The 22336-nt window shown below is 45.1% G+C and carries 21 protein-coding genes; 6 read left to right on the forward strand and 15 right to left on the reverse strand.

Annotation, left to right across the window (positions count from 1 at the left end; translation table 11 throughout):
* Nucleotides 1–93: 93 nt before the first annotated feature.
* A complete protein-coding gene (gene emrD / locus HCZ42_RS15080) occupies nucleotides 94–1299 on the forward strand; it encodes a multidrug efflux MFS transporter EmrD (RefSeq protein ID WP_167421474.1) in 1206 nt (401 codons plus the stop codon).
* Between the two features lie 41 nt (nucleotides 1300–1340).
* On the opposite strand, the gene viaA is transcribed toward emrD, so the two are convergent.
* On the reverse strand, nucleotides 1341–2786 hold the full coding sequence (gene viaA, locus HCZ42_RS15085) for an ATPase RavA stimulator ViaA (RefSeq protein ID WP_167421475.1): 1446 nt from the start codon (nucleotides 2784–2786) through the stop codon (nucleotides 1341–1343).
* A 10-nt stretch (nucleotides 2787–2796) separates the two neighbouring features.
* Nucleotides 2797–4461 (reverse strand): ATPase RavA domain-containing protein, encoded by a 1665-nt coding sequence (locus tag HCZ42_RS15090; RefSeq protein WP_167421476.1) that lies wholly within the window; start codon nucleotides 4459–4461, stop codon nucleotides 2797–2799.
* A 289-nt stretch (nucleotides 4462–4750) separates the two neighbouring features.
* On the opposite strand from HCZ42_RS15090, the gene HCZ42_RS15095 reads away from it, so the two are divergent.
* The 4 genes from HCZ42_RS15095 (at nucleotide 4751) to HCZ42_RS15110 (ending at nucleotide 7339) form a co-directional block, all read left to right on the forward strand.
* Entirely contained in the window at nucleotides 4751–5281 is a 531-nt protein-coding gene (locus HCZ42_RS15095) for an NUDIX hydrolase (RefSeq protein WP_167421477.1), read from the forward strand.
* Nucleotides 5282–5293: 12 nt separating this feature from the next.
* Nucleotides 5294–6298 (forward strand): low-specificity L-threonine aldolase, encoded by a 1005-nt coding sequence (gene ltaE / locus HCZ42_RS15100; RefSeq protein WP_167421478.1) that lies wholly within the window; start codon nucleotides 5294–5296, stop codon nucleotides 6296–6298.
* Between the two features lie 93 nt (nucleotides 6299–6391).
* A complete protein-coding gene (locus tag HCZ42_RS15105) occupies nucleotides 6392–6712 on the forward strand; it encodes a c-type cytochrome (protein WP_167421479.1) in 321 nt (106 codons plus the stop codon).
* A gap of 117 nt (nucleotides 6713–6829) precedes the next feature.
* Nucleotides 6830–7339: a glycine zipper 2TM domain-containing protein gene (locus HCZ42_RS15110; protein WP_167421480.1), complete on the forward strand. Its 510-nt coding sequence runs from the start codon at nucleotides 6830–6832 to the stop codon at nucleotides 7337–7339.
* Between the two features lie 374 nt (nucleotides 7340–7713).
* On the opposite strand, the gene HCZ42_RS15115 is transcribed toward HCZ42_RS15110, so the two are convergent.
* The 12 genes from HCZ42_RS15115 to HCZ42_RS15170 all read right to left on the reverse strand — a co-directional run bounded on the left by HCZ42_RS15115 (nucleotide 7714) and on the right by HCZ42_RS15170 (nucleotide 20057).
* Nucleotides 7714–8565, reverse strand: a complete 852-nt coding sequence (locus HCZ42_RS15115; RefSeq protein ID WP_167421481.1) for a universal stress protein — start codon at nucleotides 8563–8565, stop codon at nucleotides 7714–7716.
* Between the two features lie 12 nt (nucleotides 8566–8577).
* Nucleotides 8578–10551 (reverse strand): tripartite tricarboxylate transporter permease, encoded by a 1974-nt coding sequence (locus HCZ42_RS15120; RefSeq protein WP_167421482.1) that lies wholly within the window; start codon nucleotides 10549–10551, stop codon nucleotides 8578–8580.
* Nucleotides 10552–10695: 144 nt separating this feature from the next.
* Nucleotides 10696–11811 carry a Bug family tripartite tricarboxylate transporter substrate binding protein gene (locus HCZ42_RS15125; RefSeq protein WP_167421483.1) on the reverse strand — a complete coding sequence of 372 codons (1116 nt, stop codon included), beginning with the start codon at nucleotides 11809–11811 and terminating at the stop codon, nucleotides 10696–10698.
* A 173-nt stretch (nucleotides 11812–11984) separates the two neighbouring features.
* Entirely contained in the window at nucleotides 11985–13049 is a 1065-nt protein-coding gene (locus HCZ42_RS15130; protein ID WP_167421484.1) for a 4-oxalomesaconate tautomerase, read from the reverse strand.
* A 115-nt stretch (nucleotides 13050–13164) separates the two neighbouring features.
* Entirely contained in the window at nucleotides 13165–14223 is a 1059-nt protein-coding gene (locus HCZ42_RS15135) for an ABC transporter substrate-binding protein (RefSeq protein WP_167421485.1), read from the reverse strand.
* A gap of 2 nt (nucleotides 14224–14225) precedes the next feature.
* Nucleotides 14226–15644 carry a sensor histidine kinase gene (locus tag HCZ42_RS15140; RefSeq protein ID WP_167421486.1) on the reverse strand — a complete coding sequence of 473 codons (1419 nt, stop codon included), beginning with the start codon at nucleotides 15642–15644 and terminating at the stop codon, nucleotides 14226–14228.
* On the reverse strand, nucleotides 15644–16309 hold the full coding sequence (locus HCZ42_RS15145; RefSeq protein ID WP_167421487.1) for a response regulator transcription factor: 666 nt from the start codon (nucleotides 16307–16309) through the stop codon (nucleotides 15644–15646). The genes HCZ42_RS15140 and HCZ42_RS15145 overlap by 1 nt, the downstream gene beginning before the upstream one ends.
* 551 nt (nucleotides 16310–16860) lie before the next feature.
* On the reverse strand, nucleotides 16861–17925 hold the full coding sequence (gene arsB / locus HCZ42_RS15150; RefSeq protein WP_167421488.1) for an ACR3 family arsenite efflux transporter: 1065 nt from the start codon (nucleotides 17923–17925) through the stop codon (nucleotides 16861–16863).
* Between the two features lie 13 nt (nucleotides 17926–17938).
* Complete coding sequence (locus tag HCZ42_RS15155) at nucleotides 17939–18271, reverse strand: metalloregulator ArsR/SmtB family transcription factor (protein ID WP_167421489.1); 333 nt, start codon at nucleotides 18269–18271, stop codon at nucleotides 17939–17941.
* Between the two features lie 146 nt (nucleotides 18272–18417).
* A complete protein-coding gene (locus HCZ42_RS15160; RefSeq protein WP_167421490.1) occupies nucleotides 18418–19080 on the reverse strand; it encodes a DUF3047 domain-containing protein in 663 nt (220 codons plus the stop codon).
* Nucleotides 19081–19116: 36 nt separating this feature from the next.
* The gene (locus tag HCZ42_RS15165) at nucleotides 19117–19413 is read right to left on the reverse strand and encodes a hypothetical protein (RefSeq protein WP_175579523.1); all 297 of its coding nucleotides are present in this window, start codon (nucleotides 19411–19413) and stop codon (nucleotides 19117–19119) included.
* Nucleotides 19414–19415: 2 nt separating this feature from the next.
* Nucleotides 19416–20057 carry a glutathione S-transferase family protein gene (locus HCZ42_RS15170; RefSeq protein ID WP_167421491.1) on the reverse strand — a complete coding sequence of 214 codons (642 nt, stop codon included), beginning with the start codon at nucleotides 20055–20057 and terminating at the stop codon, nucleotides 19416–19418.
* A gap of 315 nt (nucleotides 20058–20372) precedes the next feature.
* Between HCZ42_RS15170 and mtgA the strand changes: the two genes are divergently transcribed.
* A complete protein-coding gene (mtgA, locus tag HCZ42_RS15175) occupies nucleotides 20373–21050 on the forward strand; it encodes a monofunctional biosynthetic peptidoglycan transglycosylase (protein ID WP_167421521.1) in 678 nt (225 codons plus the stop codon).
* 43 nt (nucleotides 21051–21093) lie between these two features.
* Here mtgA and HCZ42_RS15180 read toward each other — a convergent pair whose 3' ends face one another.
* Complete coding sequence (locus tag HCZ42_RS15180) at nucleotides 21094–22302, reverse strand: MFS transporter (RefSeq protein WP_167421492.1); 1209 nt, start codon at nucleotides 22300–22302, stop codon at nucleotides 21094–21096.
* Between the last annotated feature and the right edge of the window lie 34 nt (nucleotides 22303–22336).

Raw genomic sequence — 22336 nt, forward strand, 5'->3', positions numbered from 1 at the left:
CGCGCCTGAAAGTACCCCTTTTCAAATTTATTTATTAGCTTTGCTACGGCAAAGTTACGGTTTCTTACGCTTTGGATTTAGGTGTAGTTGAAAATGTCTGCTTCACATCAAGTTATTAAATTGACATTCTTAATCGCTATTTTGACCGCTGTAGGTCAAATGACTCAAACCATGTATGTGCCTTCAATGGGACACATGGCGAGTGATTTTTTGGTTACACCAGCAGCTCTACAAGCTGTCATGGCGTGCTATCTGATCCCTTACGGATTATCGCAGTTCGTGTATGGTCCGTTGTCGGATCGCCTTGGTCGTAAACCAATCATCATCGTTGGCTTATTGATCTACATTGTCGGTGCCATCATTGCGCTATTCGCTCACGACTATGAGTGGTTCTTAGCAGGTAGCTTTATCCAAGGGCTTGGTATCGGTTGTGGCGGTGCGATGTCACGTACGCTAACTCGCGATGTATTCTCGGGCGCTGAGTTACATAAGGTGAACAGCCTAATCAGCATGTGCGTGATTTTTTCACCACTGCTTGCTCCTGTTCTAGGTGGCTACTTAACCGAATCGTTTGGTTGGCGCTCTAGCTATATGTTCTTAGCACTATTTGGTATCGCAGTCGTCATCACTATGATGACTAGCTTTGACGAAACACTGCCAGTAGAAAAACGCCGTTATGAGCGAGTGACCGATAGCTACCGTTACGTACTGTCGGATCGCCGCTTCCAAGGCTACTTGATCTGTCTGGTTGCGACTTTCTCAGGCGTTGCGATATTTGAAGCGGCTGCTGGTGTATTACTAGGTGGCGTATTGGCTCTGCCAGCAACGACTGTTAGCTTGCTGTTTGTCCTGCCAATTCCAGGCTACTTGTTTGGTGCTGCGCTATCGAGTGTTATCGCGTCAAAACGCAACGAAAAAAGTGCTCTGAAGTTTGGCCTGATTTCGATTATGTTTGGTTCGTTGGTGGTACTTATTCCGGGTCTGTTTGATAAGACCACAGCACTAACTCTGATTGGCGGTGCAACGATTTACTTCCTAGGTGCGGGTATCCTATTCCCTGCTGCGACAACTGGCGCGTTATCTCCGTTGCCATACCACGCAGGTACTGGTGGCGCTGTACTCGGCGGGATGCAAAACCTAGGAGCAGGTCTTGCAACGTTGGGCGCGTCAGCGATCCCGACCACCAACCAGATGCCACTGGGAGCGTTAATGCTGCTGATGTCGCTGCTGGCGTTAATCGGCTTAATTCGAGTGTACCGAAAACAAGATCCTTCTCAGGAAATGCCATTGGCTATATAAAACGAAAAAGGAGCTCTAAGAGCTCCTTTTTGCTGTCTGGCTTACCATTTTTTCATGATCCGACCGACTAGGTTCGGATGATAAGACCAACAATGGTCAAACATTGTCATCAACTCTGGGTTACCATATTTAGACAAGCTGATTGCATGGAAACGGTTCTTGTGCGCTTTCAGTTGCTCGACACGTTTTGCCATTTCTTCCGATTGTTTGGGTGCGATAAAGTCTGAAATCACGACCATGTCTGCATTTCTATACTTATCGCCTGTCATCAAGTCGATAGACTTCATCAGTACCGGCTCTAAATCTGTGCCACCATGGAAACTATAAGTCAGGAAGTCGCTCGCTTCGCGCAGGCCGTCTTGTCTAGTCAACTCATAAGTAATCTGTTCAGTGGAGAACAAAATTACATAACAATCACGGTCTTCCGCCAAGGCAATTTGCATCAACGCATACGCCATCGCTTTCGCACACTGCTCTGGGAATCCACTCATTGAACCAGAAGCATCAACACAAACAATAAACGGCCCTTTCTCGACATCGACCGATTTGTTATCCGGTTTTTGCGCTCTCACTTTACGTAACGTACGCGACTTACCTTGCATCTTGTAGTTCATCAACCGCTTGTCGACCAAGTGCTTGTAGAACACCACTTCCAGCTCTGGGTAAGCAAGGAACATGGTCTCATTCGGCAGCAATTTGTTTAAGTCGTCGCTCTCGTGAATACCTACGATGTCGTCTGTCGCTTCATCTGACTTCTCTTCCACCATTTGCAGATCTTCTGCTGGAGCACGATTCAATTCTGGTTCATCGACTTGACCCGCCATACGACCAAGCTTTTCAGCAATATCTTGCAGACCTTTGTTTTTCTTTAAAAACTCAGCGTGACGCTTCATGACCGTGAGATCAGATTTACTCAGTTTTGCCGATGCCATATCCCACAAACGACCCACACTGCCCTCATCGCCCTCTTCCGTCACTTTATCCATGTTTTTCATGGTTTCCATGCGTTGGTAGAGATCTTTAAGAACTTTTTCTTTGTTCGCTTCCAGTTCCGTTAACTGCGCTTGTTTGATTGCATCAGATAGGCTTTGATACCACTGGTCACAGAAGTAGTGCGGGAACATCGGATTGTGTAGCCCTTTATTCTTCTCCAGCAAGCGACGCGCTTGTAGATAGAAAGCGGAGTGCCACTCAAGCTTTCTGACGATGTTGGGGATCTCAGCAAAGAACTGTTCTTCATCCCAATGAATCACTTCTTGATACAGTGCCAATTCTTGTTGGAAACGTTCCGTCTCGCATACCTTGGTAATACGCTTTTTTACGCTACCACGCCATTTCAGTAGATGATTCTTAACCGAAGTTTTGACACCACGATTCTCCGTCATCGCCATCACTTGGGAGCGTGCAAGCAGGTCATTCACCGCTGAATCGATGATTCCTGAGTCAGCCACCATCAGTGCAAGGTTTAATCCGTCTGCTCCTAACATTCACGACTCCTCATGAGAAGAACTGATTGAGGTTCTTAAAGCGGAAAACAGTACGCTCACATTCAGCCTTCGTCGACTCTAATACTTGCTGAATGTTTTGCAGGCTCGCTTCCATGGTACGAGGCAGTTCAGGGTCAACAAAGTTATGCGGTAACGCGCCATGGAAATTAGAGCGAACTTGACGCAAATGATGTTCTGCTTCGTTAAGCTGCGTCATTGCCTGCTCAGACTTACTCAACCATTCTTGGTAAAGTGACTCATCCAAACCTTTGTTGGTCACAATCGCAACCATCACTGCGCGATTGGCAATATCTTTGATCACTAGGTGATTTGCCGCGTCAAGGTCAAAACGCAAACGACACATGTTGGTGTTTTGGTTTACGTAGCCGTAGACATCGCCACTGCCTTCTTTAATCACGCGCTCAAGGTCACTCTTAGGTACGTAGACCCAGCGACTGTCTCCTTTTTCGGATTCAGACACCGACATGTTGCTCTGCAGCAATACCAGCTTAACCAAATCAAATGCATTACCGACTTTGTAGCTTTTCGCATCAGAAATGTCGTAGCTGTTCACTTGCTTCTTCAGAATACCTGTGGTCGATTCTGTAGAGAGAAGAATGCCGAACTTATCTTCTAGCTCTTCTTGAATATCGCCCAACGCTTCGCGGCAAGATGCAATCTGTTGGTCCACTTCCTGTTGGTCAAACGCGTGTTGCAACGCAAACTCTTTCACTACTTTCAGCACCACTTCGCGTGATTCAGGGCTGTTCCACAAGCAGTCTTGAAGCAGTAATAAATCCAAAGGGTTAATTGAGTTGCGACCATTAAAGAATGCGCTGGCTTTTAGCAGTTTCACTGCCTTCTTCCAACGACGGTCAGAGACATACATATCGGTGTCTGCGATATCCACACCTGTGGTCTCTTTAGCCGCATTCTCCAACATGCTTTTTAGCTCAAACAGCTTCTCAAATACCGCATCGGATAACTCAAGTTTGTCGAGTTCTACTTGCCATTGGTGATATTCGGCGTCCGTAATCGCCAAACCTTTAGGGATTTTTGCCTCTTGCGGTGTGCCGACAGTCAGCATTGACTTGAAGTTTTGTTTGTTCTGAATGCGATTGACGAACACACGCACTAGCATACGGTCGTACAAGGCTTCTAAGCCGCTATCTTCATCGGGTAATTCGTTGGAAGCAGAAACCAACAGGCGCATCGGAACACGTTCAATGTCGCTGCCGTTTTTAAACGTCTTTTCGTTTACTACTGTCAGTAGCGTGTTCAAAATCGCAGGGCCGGCTTTCCAAATCTCATCAAGAAAGACCACTTGTGCGGTTGGCAAGTAACCTTCGGTCAAACGTAAGTAACGACCGTTGTCTTTTAACTCTTGAATACTAAGCGGGCCAAACACCTCTTCTGGCGTCGAAAAACGCGTCATCAAGTATTCAAAGTAAGAAGAGTTATCGAACGCCTGAATCAATCGTTTTGCAATCAAGCTTTTCGCGATACCCGGAGGCCCAAGCAAGAAAACACTCTCCCCCGCTAAAGCAGCGAGTAAGCAGAGTTTGATCGTATCTTCGCGCTCATAAACGCCATCAGAAAGAGCGTGCGCTAACTTATTAATGCGTTCAGAGAGTAACGCTTTTTGGGCGTGACCGACCTGAGTAGGGTTTATCATTTTCGCGCTCCTCTGATAGCCATCAGAATGTGTGTATGTATAATTTTATACATTTGTTATCACTTTGTTACAAGTGCAATTTTTTAGAATAGACTGACGGTTATACCAAATGGTAATGAGCGAAACTTAATGAAATCAATGATTGCATAATTGCGATTTACATCACTTTATGTAGTTCGAATCACTTTCTAGCCAATTGAGACAAAAGTGAACAAATGGGATTTGTTCTTTCCTTGCTGGGGATTAGCGGATAAGGTAAACGCAGCGTTAGTTGTACAGTAATTAAAATATGACCTTATCCTCTTCTAGAAAAACCATCCACACGTGGAAAAATATCTCTTTGGTCGAAGAGCCAGTGACCTTACCCAACGGCAAAGAGATCATGCATACCACCATCGTGCACCCAGGCGCCTCAGTTATTTTGCCGATCGACACCGATGGCAACATCATTATGGTGAATCAATTTCGTCCTTCGTTAAATAAATGGCTGTTAGAACTGCCTGCGGGGACACTTGAAGACGCAGAAGCCATTGAAGAGTGCGCAAAACGCGAATTAGAGGAAGAGACCGGCTACAGCGCTGAGCAGTTTTTCTCATTGGGGCAAGTCACTCCCCTTGCGGGCTTTTGTGACGAAATACAGTATTTGTATGTAGCGAAAGGCCTGAATAAAACCTGTCGCTACCAATGCGATGACGACGAGGTCATCGAAGTCGTCTCACTTTCACTTCAAGAACTCGAACAAAAGATGATCAGTGGTGAAATTACCGATGCAAAGACCATCGCTTGTCTAAGTAAAGCGAAGTTATGTGGCTACATTTAGGAGTAAATAGAAATGGACTTTCGATCAGACACGGTAACCAAACCGACAGAAGCCATGCGCAAAGCGATGGCAGAAGCCATTGTCGGTGATGATGTTTACGGTGATGACCCAACAGTCAATGATTTAGAACAATGGGCAGCACAAAGGCACGGCTTTGAAGCCGCACTGTTTACGACCTCTGGTACACAAGCTAACTTACTTGGCCTGATGGCACACTGTGAACGAGGTGACGAGTATCTTTGTGGCCAGCAAGCGCATAACTATAAATTTGAAGCTGGCGGTGCGGCGGTTCTGGGATCTATCCAACCTCAACCGATTGAAAATAACCCAGACGGCACGATCGATTTTGGTAAACTTAAAGCAGCGATTAAGCCTGACGACTGTCACTTTGCTCGCACTAAGCTGCTCAGTCTTGAAAACACCATTAACGGTAAAGTCCTACCGCTTAGTTACCTCGCACAGGCTCGCGAGTTTGTTGACACGAACAGTCTATCTCTACATTTAGACGGGGCGCGCGTTTACAATGCGGCCGTCGCACTCGATATCGACGTTAAAGAAATCGCGCAATACTTTGATTCGATGACGATCTGTCTTTCGAAAGGACTGGCAGCCCCTATTGGGTCTCTCTTGCTTGGCAATCGTGAGTTCATCGCTAAAGCGCGCCGCTTACGTAAAATGGTGGGTGGCGGTATGCGTCAAGCTGGCATTTTAGCGGCGGCGGGTAAACTAGCGCTGACTGAACAGGTCGAACAGCTCAAAATTGACCATAGCAACGCGAAGCTGCTGGCAAACCAACTTACAGAGTTACCGGGATTTAGCGTAAACCCTGAGTTTGTTCAAACCAATATTGTGTTTGCTAAACTCGATGCTTCAGTCGAAATCCATGCAATCGCTGAAAAGCTACAGCAAGAAGGCATTATTATTTCAGCGGGTAATCCGGTGCGTTTTGTTACCCATAAAGACATCTCAGAACAAGATATCCTTACGTTTACTGAAAAGCTAAAAACACTTCTCTAGCTCGCATTTCAACCAATTATTGATCTCAGTACATTGAGCTTCCCCTAAGGGGAAGCTTTATGCTACCAGCATAGTAACTAACTGAGTTCCAATATGAAAAAGCTATCCATCGCCTTGACCATTTTCTCTGCTCTTGTTTCATTACACAGTCATGCTACTGAGTTTGGTAATGCAGAACTCGGCAGAGTGAAAGCGCCAAGCTGCGTATTCTGTCATGGCGCGACTGGCGAAGCGGTTAACGCTAGCTACCCCAATCTAAAAAATCAGAACGCCCAGTACCTCTATCAATCAATGAAAGATTACCAACAAGGAAACCGAACTGGTGCTCTCGCCGAAATGATGCAAGCGCAACTGTCCAAATTAAACGACCAAGACCTACGCGATATCGCGGCTTACTATTCAAGCCAAGAGTAAATGCGCTTGTTAATGTAAATGACGGAATACTGACAGAACCATTTACCTACGCTGATATCCAAGCACGAACAATAATCTACGCTAATGCCATTGAAGTACTAGTTTAGGAATTGAACGATGAAAGTCCGTGCTTTGGTTTTGGCTATGGTAGCAACGACTGCTCTATCTGCTTGTAAAGAAGAATCGCCAAAAGTAGCAAACATTACTATGGTGGAATCTGTCACTAAAACTGTAAAAACACCTTACCAAGAGTGTCTGAACGTGGTTGTCACTAAGAAAGCGGCACCAACAGATGAAAACCGTATCCTCGGTACTGTAGGTGGCGCAGCAGCAGGTGCAGCGCTAGGCAACCAGATTGGTGGTGGTTCAGGTAAAGTGATCGCGACCGCAGCAGGCACGATTGCAGGCGCACTAGCAGGCCGTGAGATTCAAGGCAACATCCAAGACAACAACGTGGTGAGCACAACAGAAAAGCAGTGTCACACTGAATACAAAACTTCAACCTCAGTGATCGGTTACGACGTGACGTACGAAATCAAAGGGGTTCCAACCACGGTTCGCTTGGATAAGAAGCCAGCAGGCAAAACGTTCCCAATCCAAGATGGCAAAGTTGTTCTACCACAATAACCACCAGCAAAAACAATAAAACTAACAACGTCATAAGCACAAGTCCCTCCGCATGCGGAGGGACTTTTTTATATCCAAGCTTTCTTTTTGCTGAGTATGCTCTTAATGCAACCTTGTGTTTAACTTGGATTAGAAAAACAAAGCTCATCGAATAAGAAAGGCTGTGCAATTATCTATTTAACCAGTATTGACCAAACTTAAAAGTAGAAAAACAGCTTAACGTTACATTAAGCTGTGTAAAAAGTGAGGCTGGTTAGCGACGCAAGGAAGGAGATTCGAACCTTGCAATTTTTCTTGGGCGGACGGATAAATTGCTAACCAGCCATGTTTATAAACTAACAGGCTAACCTGTCATCTAACTGACAAAATAAAAATTAACTCATCATCCAAAGCGGAATTTTAGCGCGAGTGAGCAGCTTTTTAGTCACGCCACCAAAGACTTTTTGATGAAGCTTTTGGTGAGCAAAAGCACCCGAAACAAGAACATCAGCATTGATCTCCGAAGCAACTTCAATTAGCTGAGAGCCTGTATTCCTAGTTTTGTGAGTAAATGCGATACACTCAACATCTATATCGTGCCATGCCAGATAGCGAGCAAGATCTTCCTGTGTTGGCTTGTTGTATAAGTATTTATCACTCGTGACCACGACAACTTGTTTTGCCTTCCTAAGCAAAGGGAGCGCGCTATTGACTGCATTTGCAGCAGGTTTATCGCCGTTCCATGCAATCACGACCGTCTTGGGTGAGAAGTGAGTTTGTCGCCTTGGCATGATCAATATGGGTTTTCCCCCGTGGGTTATTGCCGCCTCAAAACTGACACTGGTTTGCCCATTAAGAGATTGGGGAATAATGATTAGATCTGAAACCTTTCCTCTTTCCGCGACAATTTCCCCACGATAACCAAAGATATCATGCCATTTGGCGCTCGTTTGTTGAGAATCGGACGGAGATTCATCAATCCCAAACTTTTGACATAAATGCTCAAAACTTTGCTTATCTTGGGACATATCATCATTCACATAATCACGAACAATTTTGTCTATTTGGTCATAAAATTTTCTGGAAATCAGGCGCTTTTCACTCGGCATCAGCTTCTCTGCCCCCACTTGCGCGTGTAACACATCAAGGTGAGCGCTAAAGAATTGAGCCACGTTTAATGCCCCTTCAAGTCGGCACTTACCGTCTTCCTGAGACGCAAATGGCATGATAATCGTTTTTATTGACATAACGCTCTCCTTTTAGCCCAGCGGCCAAGGTAAAGAAACAGTTTCTTGCAACAGACCAATAGGCAAATCAAGCAACATTATGTGGGTTAGGCCAAGCAAGAAACCTGAAGCTGCTACCGTCGTTGCAAGTGATCGCCACAAACTCATTCCGGCCTTGTTCATTAAGAATGCACAGAAAAAGATCGCAATAGAGATCACATAACCCACTAAGTAACTACCAATTACTAGCCCAGCAATCCAATAAACATAATGCATGATGGACTCTGTATTACTGTCGTGTGCGTATCCTTGTTCATACTCATTGTCAAAGTAGATAGGGGAACCTTCGGGACGTGTTAATAGCTGTACAACAACGATGGTAGACAACAGCCACATGCCACTTGCTACGGCAATGGGGAATATTCCACCTAAGAAACTTTGTTGATAGCCGTCATAAATACCATAGGCAAAAGCAAAGTTAACCAAAACAGCAAAGATCACTTGAGGTCGACGAGTTGGCACTTTTGCTGTGGTTTCAACTTCATTACTTTTCTTCATATTTTGACGAATCATTAATATCAGAGAAAGCAACGTAATCGCACCAATGACCATCACCCCTGGACGAAGTAAAAACCCGATACCATCAAACTGTATCGCTTGGTATAAGTAGGTTTCCATCCCAGCGGAAAGCACAAAGCCGATTAGAAATGCGGGTCTTGGCCAATCAAACCGCTTCATTAGAACCCCAAGTACACCAATTGCAAGCAAGGAAACTAGATCGGCCAAGTCTCGCGTAGCTTGGAATGCTGCAAAGCAGATAACCATGACCATAAAAGGAGCTAACAAGGCGTAACGTACTGTGGTTAACTTCGCTACCCAAGGAGAAATCAGCATACACGCTGCAGCACCAAACACATTAGCAAGCGCCAGTGACCAAATAATTGTGTAGGTAACATCAAGGTCGGTACTCACCATCGCAGGACCTGGTTCTAAACCAACCAACACCATCCCACCAAGAAACACCGCCATACCACCCGAGCCCGGAATACCAAACAGCAATGTTGGGACTAACCCTCCCCCTTCTTTCGCATTGTTGGAAGACTCTGGTGCAATAACACCTCTGACATCACCATGACCAAAATTTGGCTTGTCTTTAGTCGTTTGCACCGCGTGGCCATAGGCAATCCAATCCACAACACTCCCACCTAAACCAGGCAGAGCTCCGATAATACAACCAATAGCGCTGCAGCGGACGGCAAGCCATTTGTTGGCAAGGAAGTCCTTAACTCCCATGAGCCAGCCAGAGCCTAACTTACTCGCACTCGAAATCGGTTTGTTCTGGCGTAATAGATCGATAATCTCTGGTAAAGCAAAAATCCCCAGCCCCACGACCACCAATGGGATCCCATCCATCAGGTAGAAGTTGCCAAATGTCATTCGATACTCACCAGTCGCTGGGGCACTGCCGACACTGCCTAACAACACACCTAATCCGCAGGCAGACAATCCTTTAACTAAGCTTTTTCCGGCAAGTGAGCCCACCATGGTTAAACCAAGTAAGGTGAGCATGAAGAGTTCACCTGACCCAAAAGCAAGAATTACTGGACGAGCAATCAGAACAAAGCCCGTCAGAACCACTGCTCCAAATAACCCTCCGAATAACGAAGAGGCAAAAGCAGCAGACAGGGCGCGAGCCGCTTGCCCATTTTTGGCCATTGGGAAACCATCTAGAACCGTCGCTTGCGAGCCACTCGAGCCTGGGATCCCCATTAATACGGAGGTAAACGTATCCGAGGTAGGAATAACGGCGACTAAACCTATTAGCATCGCAAGAGCGGAAACAGGGTCCATGCCGTATAAAAATGGTAGTAACAAAGATAAGCCGGCAATACCTCCCAATCCAGGGAAGATACCGATTGCAAGACCTAATAACACGCCACCAAGCATATAGCTTAGATGGTGCAAAGTTAAAATTGTCTGCAAAGCGGCAAGTAATTCACTAAACATAATAGAATCCTTGTGAGTTCACAGTGCACGATAGACGGTACATACTTGCAATTGATGTGACCGGGGGTGCTTAGAGAGGAAAACAGCACGTCACACTGTTTCCCCTCGTTTATATCTTGTTAAGGGGTGGAATTCTGGAAGAAATTAAAGCCTGGTGTTGTATTTCTGTTTCAGCCAGTTAGCGACCCATGTTTTGCTCTCTTCATCCAAAGAGAGAATGGCCTCAACCGCTTGTTCAGCCTCCAAACCTGTAAGCTGCTTATAATTCCCTAACATATCTTCAGCTCGTTGCTGAAAATCAGGGTTTGCCACCAGTTTAGCCATTGATTCACCCCAAGCTTGCTGGATATCTTCCGGAGTCGAGTTAGGTAAGAAGAAAACTTTCTGCGCGACAAATCCTGCGATAAAAAACGATCGCCAAACTTGAAACCCTTTCGAGCTGTCTATATCACCTTTGGCTAGCTGATATACTTCTCCAAAATGAGGAATATCGGGGAAATTTGGATCTCGTTGAAGCTTGCCTTGCTCATCAATAACACCAAAGCTGAATAGTGGAATCGCTTTGCCCTCTTCAACCAGTGGAACGACTTTCTTCAAGTATGCAGAGCTCGTTTGTGAATCTAAATTCACTTCACCTCGTTCAAATGCTAAACGTCCAGCCCCACGTCCTTTCATACCAAATACGGCTTGTACATCAGCGCCAAGTAAATCAAGTGCCAACAGAGGGACTAGATCAATAGTCGTGGCACCTTGGCTGGCATATTTAAATTTCAGCTTGTCCAAATTTTCGACAAACTGCTCCGCATTTGTTATGCCTTCATCCGGACTAATGTATACCACTCCTCCAGTCGGAGTAGCGAGTACCGCTTTCCAGTCGTTATAGTCATATTTTACGCGTCGGTCATTCAGCAGATAGGTGTACTGTGTCGATGCAGAGCTTGCCAACACATCCAAACCATTGTCTTTTGCACGTCGTGCAAACTGGTTTGCTCCTTTGGTCGAGCCGCCACCCGGTACATTCTTAATTACAACGACTGGCTCACCAGGAAGATATTGAGTGAAATAAGGGCCAAAAAATCGAGCCCAAGTATCCGTACCTCCACCTTCTTTATAAGGTACTGTCATTTGAATACGTTCACCTTCAAAACTCACTGAGTTTGCATTCACTGGTGACGTAACACAAAATGTCATTAACGCAGCGGATGCTAGCTGACCGCTGACGCGTAACATCGTTTTATTAAAGTAGTTGTTAAGCAGCATAGCGCCTCCTCAAATCCTTTATGGCAGTATTTACTTTGAATCGCATCATTGCGATATGCCCACCGTAAATACTCAAACTGTCACCAGACTGACACCAATACATTTTTTTAACAAAAGTGATACATATTTCTCGAATTTGGCTTAAGTATAAAGCAGGGGGCGAGACGTCATCGCTAAGCGATGTAAACATTCCCTTTGAATAATGGTCTTGCGGTTCTTACCAGCGCAGCTTGGGCGATAACAGGTTCATGTTCGCCTTCAAGCAAAACCATTTTTACATCTATTTTTCCGCTAGGGTGTTCAATCCTCACCGTTTCAGAAGAACCGCTGGCTTGCTGATGCGTAACCGTTCCTTCGATCAAACTCGCGGCTCCTACACAAATAGCCCCCGTGACCGCGTGACTGGCATGGCAATTATGCGGCACGAGGTAGCGAGACGTGATGGTGCCGCCATGATGGGGAGGAGAAACAATGGACACCTTAGGGATCACACTTGCGCGCACATCACCTAATCCCATTTTTTCACCTGCGATAATACGAATAGCTTCTATCTTATCGAGCAATGCCTGATTACTATCGATAACTGATTTCGTTTCATTGCCAATTAGCCCAAGGGATTGAGCCGGAATGTGGACCATAGGGACAGCGGCATCAATACACGTTACGTCGATATTATTAATCGTCTCTCGAACTGAGCCCGTAGGGAATAATTTGCCGGTTTTTGAGCCCCCCACATCAAGAAAGTTGAGAAGGACGGGAGAACCTGTTCCCTGAACCCCATCGATGGCAGTGTCACCGTCAAACTTTAGCGACTTGTTAGGCGTTTCGGCTGTCACTTCAATAATGGTGTTGGTATTAACGTTCTTAACGCGTACCGTCGTCGTGCCATCAGCTAGTTCGATTAGACCTTTTTCAGACGCGAAAGCGATAACACCAGATAAAATATTGCCACAAGAGGGTTTGGTATCGACTATTTTCTCTTCAACACCAACTTGTGCAAAAAGGTAATCCAACTCAGCATCTTCTGAATCAGAGCGAGAAACAATACCCACCTTACTCGTTAAAGTGGTACCGCCACCAATACCGTTAATTTGTTGGACATCCCCCGAACCCATAATCTGAATCAGAAGTTGATCTCTTAGTTCTGGAGATTGAGGAAGATCGCTGGCGAGAAAATAAGCACCCTTGGACGTGCCACCACGGATAAGCATGCAAGGGATAAACTGGGATTGTGTCATTTTGTGCTCCTTACCATTATTGCCACTTTCAAGTCCGAAAAGTGGTGGTATCAAGCTACAAAATGAACCTGTCAAATCGCTGACTCACGACACCATAGGAGCTGGTAATGTCATGTCAGTCATAATTTTTTAACGCATTTTCCCATTCCGTAATCACAATCTGCCGTTTACTTTCGTCGGCAAATACAAGCAAACGTACGTCAAGAGGCAAAGGTTTTAGCTGTTCAGCATACTGCTGGCGCATATATGAAGCCGAGTTAACACTATTAATATCTGTGCGTATCGGCGGCATATTCGTCTGCTCAGACATCACCCACTGCCCAGAAGACGAAAGTAGATAATCAATAAATTTCTGAGCACCTTGGACATTTTTGGTTGTTCGATTAATAAGTGCGGTTCGAATGATCACTGGGGTGTAATCACTCATTGATATGATCGTCACATCGTCGTTAAGCTGTTGCCAACTCTGTGCATATGAACCCAGAATGTTATAAGCCATCACAATCTCACCGGAACTTAAGGCACCTAACATATCTCGTGAGCTGTCAAAAGTACGAGCGTAGTGAAGATTAAATAGCTCAAGAAATTGCCCATAATTACGAGCTTGCTGGCGCTCAAAGGACCAAAGCAAATATCCAATGCCCACTTTACGAACATCATAAACCCCGATCTTGCCCATAAATTCATCACTGTAGCGGCGAATAAACGACATAAGTTCAATCCGATTCGTAGGGATTTGTTTTCCCTCCAAAAACGACTTATTAAACACAATGACCGCCGGCTCAAAACTAAAGCCAAACAGTTCATCACGCCACTGGCTCCAATCGGGCAGTAATTCAGATACCTCCGTATTACTGCTGTGATTACGTTCATATTCAAGCGCATAGCCATCGTTGACCAACCGCAATTGCAGATGCATCACCGAGCTTATGGTCACATCCGGTTGTGGCTGTTGTTGTTCACGAATATAACGATCAAGGTCTTCGCTGCTCATCCATCTATATTGGATTTCAATATTCGGATTGCGATCAGAAAAGTCATCGAGAAGTGGTTTCATCTCAGACAAATAAGCCGCCCCAAACACTCTAATGAGCTGAGGTTGAGTTTCACTAGCCAAAGCACTCGACAAACACATCCCACATAATGTCGTAAAAAAGAGAAAGCGTTGAAACATAGTTAAATCTCCTCCCATCGACGATATGGGAATTGAATTTCGACCGTTAAGCCCTGCGGGGCAGTATCATGTAAGAGCAATTGTGCATGGGATTTCTCTGCAACATCGGCAGCAATACTCATTCCTAATCCTGTACCAGACTGGCTGTTTTCCGAGATTCGATAGAACCGCTCGAATACATGTGGTTTATCAACATCCCGGATGCCGACACCATAATCTCGGATCAGAATAATAGCTTTCGTGCCACGTTGAGCAATTTCAACCTCTACCACACTCGAATCAGGAGAGTATTTAATCGCGTTTTCGATTAAGTTGAGCAACATCTGCCTCACAGAAAACTCATCACCCGTTATTTTAAATTGGAAACTCTGCTGGAAGCTAAGCTCGATATTTCGTTTGAGCGCATTAATGGCAAGGTCTCGACAAACCGATTGCACGAGATGATTTATATTTACGCTTTGTGGTTCCATACTGCGAAAACGGTGTTTGATCGTCGCGTGGTTCAAGAGCTGTTCTATCGTTCTTTCTAAAACGCCACACGCCTCTAAGATGCGAATCAGTGACTGAGTTGACTGCGTTGAGGTCTCTCGGCTTAGCATCAGCTCAACTTGAGCTCTCATACCCGCAAGCGGTGTTTTTAACTGATGCGCAGCCTCGCTTGTAAAATTTTTTAAGTTTGTTAGCGTTTCATCTAGTTGAAACATAAAGCTATTTATCGTTCTCACTAAATGCATAACTTCTTCCGGACCCTGTATCTCTATCGGGGTTAGGTCTACATTTGAACGCTGTGATATTTTTCTATTAATAACTTTAAGTGGTTTGAGTACTTGGGCAATCAAGATGACAATGACGATGATCGTACAAAATACAACGCCCAAGATAAGTTTGGATGCGACGCTAGAGAGTTGGTGTTCCCAATCCGTACGGGCTTCCGTCGTTTGTCCAACTAACACATACACATGATGCGGCCCTTTACGGGTATTGATCACTCGACCCACTAATGCAAAGCGCACATGCTGCTTTTTAAACATCAAATCAAAATAATGCGGAACCACTTCCAACTGAATTGGATTGGCATCGATTTGGGAAACGACCATCTTTTCTGACAATAACGCGCTATATCCCGTTACGAACTCTTTCTGTTTCGTCGCCACTAAATAGTACACTTTGTCACGCGGCGAATCCGCAAGCCCACTAAATGCAGAGAACGGCAAATCAACACTTAACTCATCAGCCTCCAAACGGACTTCTTCCAGAATTTGTAGTGCTGCATTTGCCAGTGGGCGGTCAAAGGTGTGTTGCGCGGTTTCATAGGCATATCGCTTAACGCCTAACATGGATATGAGGCCAATAAAAAATAAGGTACAGGCCGAATAGGCGAGCAGTTGGAATCGAAGTGAACGCGTTGAAATAGAGAGCATTATGATTGCACGGACAGTACATAGCCTAAACCGCGTAGAGTTTTAATCTCCACATTACTGTCCCCCAAAGCTTTTCGCAGTCGCCCAACATAAGTCTCAATGGCATTGTGATTAGGGGGATTATCATAGCCATACAAGTGGTCAATTATTTCCTCTTTGCTCATCACACGATTAGGGTGGCCGACAAAAACTTCTAACAGACGGTACTCGCGTTGCTTGAGTGTGATGGTTTCACCCTTCACTTTTACCGTTGCCGTCACTGAATCAAAACTCAAGTTGCCCAGCTCGACCACGTTATTATCATTACCTTGGCTTCGGCGAACAATGCTTCGACAGCGAGCTTCTAACTCCCCCAAATCAAATGGCTTACTTAAGAAATCATCGGCGCCTAAGTCCAGCAAATTGATTCTGTCGTACACTTCGTTCCGGGCGGTTAAAATCAATATCGGTGTATTTGATATTTGTCTGATTTTTTTGGTGATTTCTTCCCCTGTTCGATTGGGAAGGTTGAGGTCTAAAATAATTAAATCGTACTGAGTATGAGAAACGAGTGAATACGCCACACCACCATCATAGGCACAGTCCACACCATGACCAAGATCGTTAAAGCGCTGTTCCAGTGATTCACTGATTAGTCGATCATCTTCTACAATTAAAACTCGCATTACCCGCTTTACTTCCTTGAAAAACAACTTCCTGTGTTGACACACACCCAATTAAATCGGTGCACTGCCTTTTAAAAAGCTTAGGCAATCCACTCGTTATATGTAGAAATAAGTGAACGGTATGAAGAACTTTGTTAAAGACATAGCAAACTATCGTTCTTTCTAAATTATCAATTAAGCTTTGCGATCGGATAAATTACATCAACTTACGATACGCCGCCTCTAATGTTGATTACTTTCGAACTTCAGTCACGCTTGTGAATAAAATGTTAATTATAGCCCATCAAGTCAGCTAGATGACAGGTTCATTACGTAGACGTGGCTTGTCTAGGAAAGTGGTGGTATTTCTACATAGTCGAAGGTTTGTTTAGCAACACAATGGTGGTAATCATTCGCCCATCCTAGTGGGTTAGGGTTTATCATCTTGATGAGAAGCTGGCAGGAAAAACAATGAATACTAACAACGTCATAAACACAAGTCCCTCCGAATTCGGAGGGACTTTTTTGATCGCTTTTTATAAGAACTGGTTGTTTCGAAACCCTGACAAGTATTATGCGTAATATTTGCGTTTCATCCTTAAAGCCACATTAACTAATGCAATTAAGACGGGTACTTCGACTAGCGGTCCAATAACACCTGCAAATGCCTGATCTGAATTGAGACCAAATACTGCGATAGAGACCGCAATCGCTAGCTCGAAGTTATTGCCTGATGAAGTAAACGCGATGGAAGCGTTTTGATCGTAAGGTAGCCCCATACGTTTACCAATGTAAAAGCTGGCAAAAAACATCACCATAAAATAGATCACTAACGGGATTGCCACGCGTAAAACGTCCATTGGCAACTCAATGATCATCTCGCCTTTCAGGCTAAACATCAGCACGATAGTCGCTAACAAAGCAATGAGCGTGATTGGCGAAATCTTTGGTATAAACACTTCGTTGTACCATTGCTCACCTTTCGCTGCCACCAGCCATTTACGACTCAGAAAACCAGCTAAAAATGGAATACCTAAGTAAATCAGCACGCTTTCTGCGATGTCCATAATGGTGATATCAACAACGAAGCTTTCTAAGCCAAAGTAAGGCGGTAAAACGGTGATGAATAACCACGCCATAAAACTGTATGTGACAATCTGAAATGCACTATTCAGTGCCACCAATGTTGCGCCGTACTCTTTATTGCCGCCACTGATGTCATTCCAGACAAGCACCATAGCGATACAGCGCGCTAAGCCAATCAGAATCAGGCCTACCATGTAACCGGGTTGGTCTCGTAAGAAGATGATGGCGAGCACAAACATTAAAATAGGCCCAATCACCCAGTTCATAATCAGTGAAAGCGTGATAGCCCTTTTGTCACGTGTCACCTCCCCCAACAAGCTGTAATTCACTTTAGCGAGTGGTGGATACATCATCAAAATCAGGCCAATGGCCAAAGGGATATTGGTAGAGCCAACCGACATAGACTCATTCCATTGCGCTACTTGGGGAAACACCACTCCAATACCAACGCCGACGGCCATAGCGAGGAAAATCCAAACCGTTAGATAACGATCTAGAAAACCCATTTTTTGCGACGCTGTTGTTTCAGCGCAACTCTCAATATTGCTCATACAAACCTCAAAATTATGTTCGGCAAGAAGATGACTCAGCGCCAATCGCGACCAGCAATGGCGAAATCAGCTCTAAATTGCTTTCCAAAGTAATTTTCAACACTTGTTTCATCCAGTCAGGCAAATCTGGATTGATTCGGTAATACATCCATTTTCCGCGACGCTCGCCAATGACAAGCTCTTGTTTTCTTAACTCAGCGAGATGGCGTGACACTTTAGGTTGACTCAATTCCAACGCGTTCATTAAGTCACACACACAAAGTTCACCTTGGCTCTGCAGTAGAAGTAAAGACTTCAAACGAGTCTCTTCCGCAAGCGCTTTATAAAACAGTAGTGGCGCAGTCATAACTATCGTTTACTGATACGTGGTAGGTTTAAGAATAACACATATGGAAAACCATATATGTTAATTTTTGAACTCTTTAGAATTGTTTAGGTGTGTAGGCTAAGAAAGGGATTAAGATTGTGCTCGAACAAGGCCGAACGTCATATTTACTCAGCGCTAAATACGATATCACCATAGTACGACTCTGCGACTAAGCCACTGTTGTCAGTGTCGGTCATCATCGCCACCGCATCAATGTATCGATACACCTCTAAGTTGGCAGCAGGCGATCCTTTATCACCAAAAAACCGAATCATATCTTGGTAGACGTTGCGCTTTTCGCTATACCATTGATGAGTACTCGCACTTTGTCCCTGAATGGCCAGCATCTTTACGTTTTCACCCACGTAAGCATTGTCCCAGACACTGCCTTGCCTTTGAGAACCGGACCAAACGTAATTGAGGGCTTTTGTCTTTAGCCCCATAAAACCGTCTTCAATGACAAGATAGATTCGCGCGGCGTAGTCATCTCCGCTTTTGGTTTGTTCCTTTAGATTGGGTAGTTGCTTTGAAATCCGCCAACTCCATTGAATGAAAGGCGTTTTTTGTAAATCGATACGCTTTTTCAGAACTAATCCAGATGCACTCGCATCGCTCAGTGCTCTAAGTGCAGGTTTTCCTTCCAGCGTTACTTGCTCGTAGACCGTCTCGCCTGAAAAGACTTCTTTGTCCCATTGCTTGATGTTATCTGTGCCAAATGAAGTCAGATTATCTTGAGCATGGGCGTAAGAGGTAATAAGTGCGAGTAACAACAGTGCGTAGCGTTTCATTCAATCACCATAAGCGTGTTTGTTTAATTTTAGCCTTTATTGAGCAATATCTTTAGTCATGTTGAAGAAGCGATCATCTTCAGCAATCACCTCAAAACCAAACCGTTTGTATAATCCGTAAGCTGGACTTATATTCATCAAACTGTAAACGAATTGCGCCAACGACTTCGCCGTCAAATAGTATGACCGCATATTGGCGTAAGTAATTTCTGCTGATTTCAACAAATCAGTCGTAGCTTGAAATGAAATCACAATCAATCTCTTCCTTGATGATGTTACAGCGCTAAGCGAAGATAACGCTGGAGCTGCTGATAAACCTAAATCCTCTTGCAAATCTAGCGTTGAAATGGCGTTAAATCGATGCCCTCAAACTCGCAAACCTCTTTAATGATTGGGTGTTGCGCTAGTCGTGTTAAGTAATCAGAGAGATGGGCAAATGTGAGCGGCGACTGCTTGGCCGGCAACGACCACTCTGCCAACATAAACAGGAAGTAATCACACGCAGACAACTTATCTCCTAACAAGTATTTATTGTTGGAGAGTTGGTCGTTGATTATCGACAACGCGTCAGCAATACGCTCATCTTGGGCAACAATAACATTGGGTATCGTTGCTTCGTCGTTAGTATGACGCTGCGGGTAGTAACGGACCATAAGTTCTGCCTGAAGGGTATTATTCAGAAAAGCCAACCACTGAAAGAACAAAGGACGTTTTGCATCCCCTATTGCTGGGATGAGCTCGTACTCAGGAAACAGCTCGCAAATGTGAATGCAGATCGCTGGGCTTTCAAATATTGGTTGGTCATCAACAACAAGCGTTGGAATGCGACCCGCTGGATTGAGCTTTAAATAGTCCGCGGATTTTTGCGAGTTAGATTTTTTGTCTACGAGTAGAAGCTCATAGTTAGCATTGACGTGACGAAGCAAAAAGTGCGGTGCCAGACTGGCATTGTTTGGATAGTAATAAAGCTTGAACAAAATAGGCTCCTTTCTCTCGTTTCGCGGCTGCTAGAACGATTCCAACACGATTGACTGATTTGACCTTCATTCAGACTGTCACAGTCATTATGATTTGCCAAATCAAAATGTTACGTCTTCATCTTAATTGAGCAGTAAAACTTTGTAACATTCCCCGCGTTGTGGCTTTTACACTCAACGGACAATTCACCGCATCAATATAAGTAACCTTAGCGGGATTATTTTGGCCACGCCTATAACGACACTAGCGAGCAAAGGCCAAGCATTTTGAATGAGTAGAGATAAGGCAGAGTAGTGAAAGCTTTAATTCGAAGAATCAAACGTCGAACAAAGTCAGTGATCGTTACTGGTTTAACCGTGTTATTGGGCGCACCGATCGTTTTGGTTCTGTTGCTGAAGTTTGTAAACCCGCCGTTATGGGGCTGGCAGTTATCACGCACATTCTTTCCGCCACAAGGCTACCCTCAAAGTTCACAGCATCAGTGGGTGCCTTTATCGTCGATCTCCTCTTCGCTGCCGCTTGCGATTATGGCATCAGAAGATCAACGCTTTCCAGAACACTGGGGCTTGGACCTCAATGCCTTGCTTTCGGTGATTCAGCAAAGTGGACCAAACGGACCTGCTCGCGGTGCCAGTACCATTACCCAGCAAACCGCTAAGAATGTGTTTCTTTTCCCAAGCCACAGTTATGTACGCAAAGCCTACGAACTGTACATCGCACTACTTATGGAAGTAATTTGGGGCAAAGAGCGCATTATGGAAATGTACCTAAACGTCGTTGAGTTTGGGCCGGGCATATACGGCGTCGAAGCTGCCAGCAAACACTATTTTGGTGTTTCCGCCAACCAACTAAGCCGATACCAAGCGGCACAATTGGCGGTGGTGCTACCCAACCCATACAAAATTCAACCCTTTCCTATGACCAACTATGTGCAAAACCGCGTAAGTTGGGTACTAGGACAAATGCAAAACCTTGGGCAGGTTACTTTGTAAGTTCGATCCCGATGACCGGCAGTTCCAAAGCAATAGGTAATCTTCAAACACGAGTTTCCGCCTCGAGTTCATTTTGCTGCTTGGGCACAAATGCTGCCAGTAAAATGAACGATGCAAACAGCACACATAGGTAAATTGGATAACTTGGCGAAAGCGTTGCTGTGAATGCAAATAAAGACGCCAAACCATAACCAATTGTGTGAGACATCGAGATATAACCCGCCACCGCACCAGGCGCATCTGCATATTGCGCCGTCGCAGCAGAGGTGTAAGCAGGAACGAGCAACGCCGCACCACAAGCTGTAAGCACCATCGCTAATGTTAGCAACCACATTTGGCTCACCAAGAACATCGCGAGTCCAAACAACAGCAATAACGAACCCAGACGGTACATTTGTTCGGGCGTGATGCGTTTTTTCTTAATCACCATGACTTGAGTAACGAACGTACACGCTGCGCTGATCGTCAATAGAACACCAATCGCGTCACTAATTCGATCGGTCGGCCAATCGGTCAAAGCGCGAATCAATGGAGAAAAGCTGTATTGGAGCAAGGCAATCGCCGCGCACAACAGCAATCCACTGCTCAAAAAGCGCCACAAACGACGGCTTGGCAACCAAGGTAGCTCGGGCTTAATCTTATCACTTTGGTTAATAAGCTGTGGTGCTGGCAGTAGCAGAGCACCGCACAAAGCAACAATAGGCAAAATAACCATAATCATTAGAGGCGCAAAGGGAGAGACTTTAAGCGCGAATATAGAAATCACCGGTCCGAGCAAACGTCCTACACTCAATCCGATACTCACTGAAGTGACCGCTTGTAGACGGTTCTGCTCACCGCACAGCATGATTGCCCAGTGTTGACTGGCTGGCACCATACCTGACACCGTACAACCGTAGATGACCCGCGCAACAACCAACCCACTCAAACACCAGACATACCAAAGGCTAGAGTCACGGCTGACAATCGCAAATAACGCCAGCAAGCTAAAGCTCACCGCCATTCCGGCCAAGGCTTGGATGACCACTCGTTTCGGTCCATGTCTGTCACTCATTCTCCCCCAAAATGGCGCAGAAGGGAGAAATAGAAAGCTACCTATTGCGATAAGAATCGACCACGTCGGCAAATCAAACGCCGACTGCTCAACCAAAAACGGCAGAGAGACTAATAAGCCATTTTGACCGATGCCCATAAGAGCCGCGGCTAGGCCGATAACAGCCAATTGAGAAGATTGTTTTTTAATTCCAGACATACTGACCGTCGCGGCTATTGAACTGACCATCACC

The sequence above is a fragment of the Vibrio hepatarius genome, assembly GCF_011806575.1.
GTDB classification, from domain to species: Bacteria; Pseudomonadota; Gammaproteobacteria; order Enterobacterales; family Vibrionaceae; genus Vibrio; species Vibrio hepatarius_A.

Excerpts from the sequence above, each read along its gene's own strand:
- viaA (WP_167421475.1), bottom strand. The coding sequence starts at position 2,786 with ATGTTAGGAGCAGACGGATTAAACCTTGCACTGATGGTGGCTGACTCA.
- ltaE (WP_167421478.1), top strand. The coding sequence starts at position 5,294 with ATGGACTTTCGATCAGACACGGTAACCAAACCGACAGAAGCCATGCGC.
- HCZ42_RS15160 (WP_167421490.1), bottom strand. The coding sequence starts at position 19,080 with ATGAAACGCTACGCACTGTTGTTACTCGCACTTATTACCTCTTACGCC.
- HCZ42_RS15130 (WP_167421484.1), bottom strand. The coding sequence starts at position 13,049 with ATGACACAATCCCAGTTTATCCCTTGCATGCTTATCCGTGGTGGCACG.
- arsB (WP_167421488.1), bottom strand. The coding sequence starts at position 17,925 with ATGAGCAATATTGAGAGTTGCGCTGAAACAACAGCGTCGCAAAAAATG.
- HCZ42_RS15155 (WP_167421489.1), bottom strand. The coding sequence starts at position 18,271 with ATGACTGCGCCACTACTGTTTTATAAAGCGCTTGCGGAAGAGACTCGT.
- HCZ42_RS15140 (WP_167421486.1), bottom strand. The coding sequence starts at position 15,644 with ATGCTCTCTATTTCAACGCGTTCACTTCGATTCCAACTGCTCGCCTAT.
- HCZ42_RS15115 (WP_167421481.1), bottom strand. The coding sequence starts at position 8,565 with ATGTCAATAAAAACGATTATCATGCCATTTGCGTCTCAGGAAGACGGT.
- HCZ42_RS15105 (WP_167421479.1), top strand. The coding sequence starts at position 6,392 with ATGAAAAAGCTATCCATCGCCTTGACCATTTTCTCTGCTCTTGTTTCA.
- HCZ42_RS15180 (WP_167421492.1), bottom strand. The coding sequence starts at position 22,302 with ATGTCTGGAATTAAAAAACAATCTTCTCAATTGGCTGTTATCGGCCTA.
- HCZ42_RS15090 (WP_167421476.1), bottom strand. The coding sequence starts at position 4,461 with ATGATAAACCCTACTCAGGTCGGTCACGCCCAAAAAGCGTTACTCTCT.
- HCZ42_RS15110 (WP_167421480.1), top strand. The coding sequence starts at position 6,830 with ATGAAAGTCCGTGCTTTGGTTTTGGCTATGGTAGCAACGACTGCTCTA.
- HCZ42_RS15135 (WP_167421485.1), bottom strand. The coding sequence starts at position 14,223 with ATGTTTCAACGCTTTCTCTTTTTTACGACATTATGTGGGATGTGTTTG.
- HCZ42_RS15125 (WP_167421483.1), bottom strand. The coding sequence starts at position 11,811 with ATGCTGCTTAACAACTACTTTAATAAAACGATGTTACGCGTCAGCGGT.
- emrD (WP_167421474.1), top strand. The coding sequence starts at position 94 with ATGTCTGCTTCACATCAAGTTATTAAATTGACATTCTTAATCGCTATT.
- HCZ42_RS15145 (WP_167421487.1), bottom strand. The coding sequence starts at position 16,309 with ATGCGAGTTTTAATTGTAGAAGATGATCGACTAATCAGTGAATCACTG.
- HCZ42_RS15120 (WP_167421482.1), bottom strand. The coding sequence starts at position 10,551 with ATGTTTAGTGAATTACTTGCCGCTTTGCAGACAATTTTAACTTTGCAC.
- HCZ42_RS15095 (WP_167421477.1), top strand. The coding sequence starts at position 4,751 with ATGACCTTATCCTCTTCTAGAAAAACCATCCACACGTGGAAAAATATC.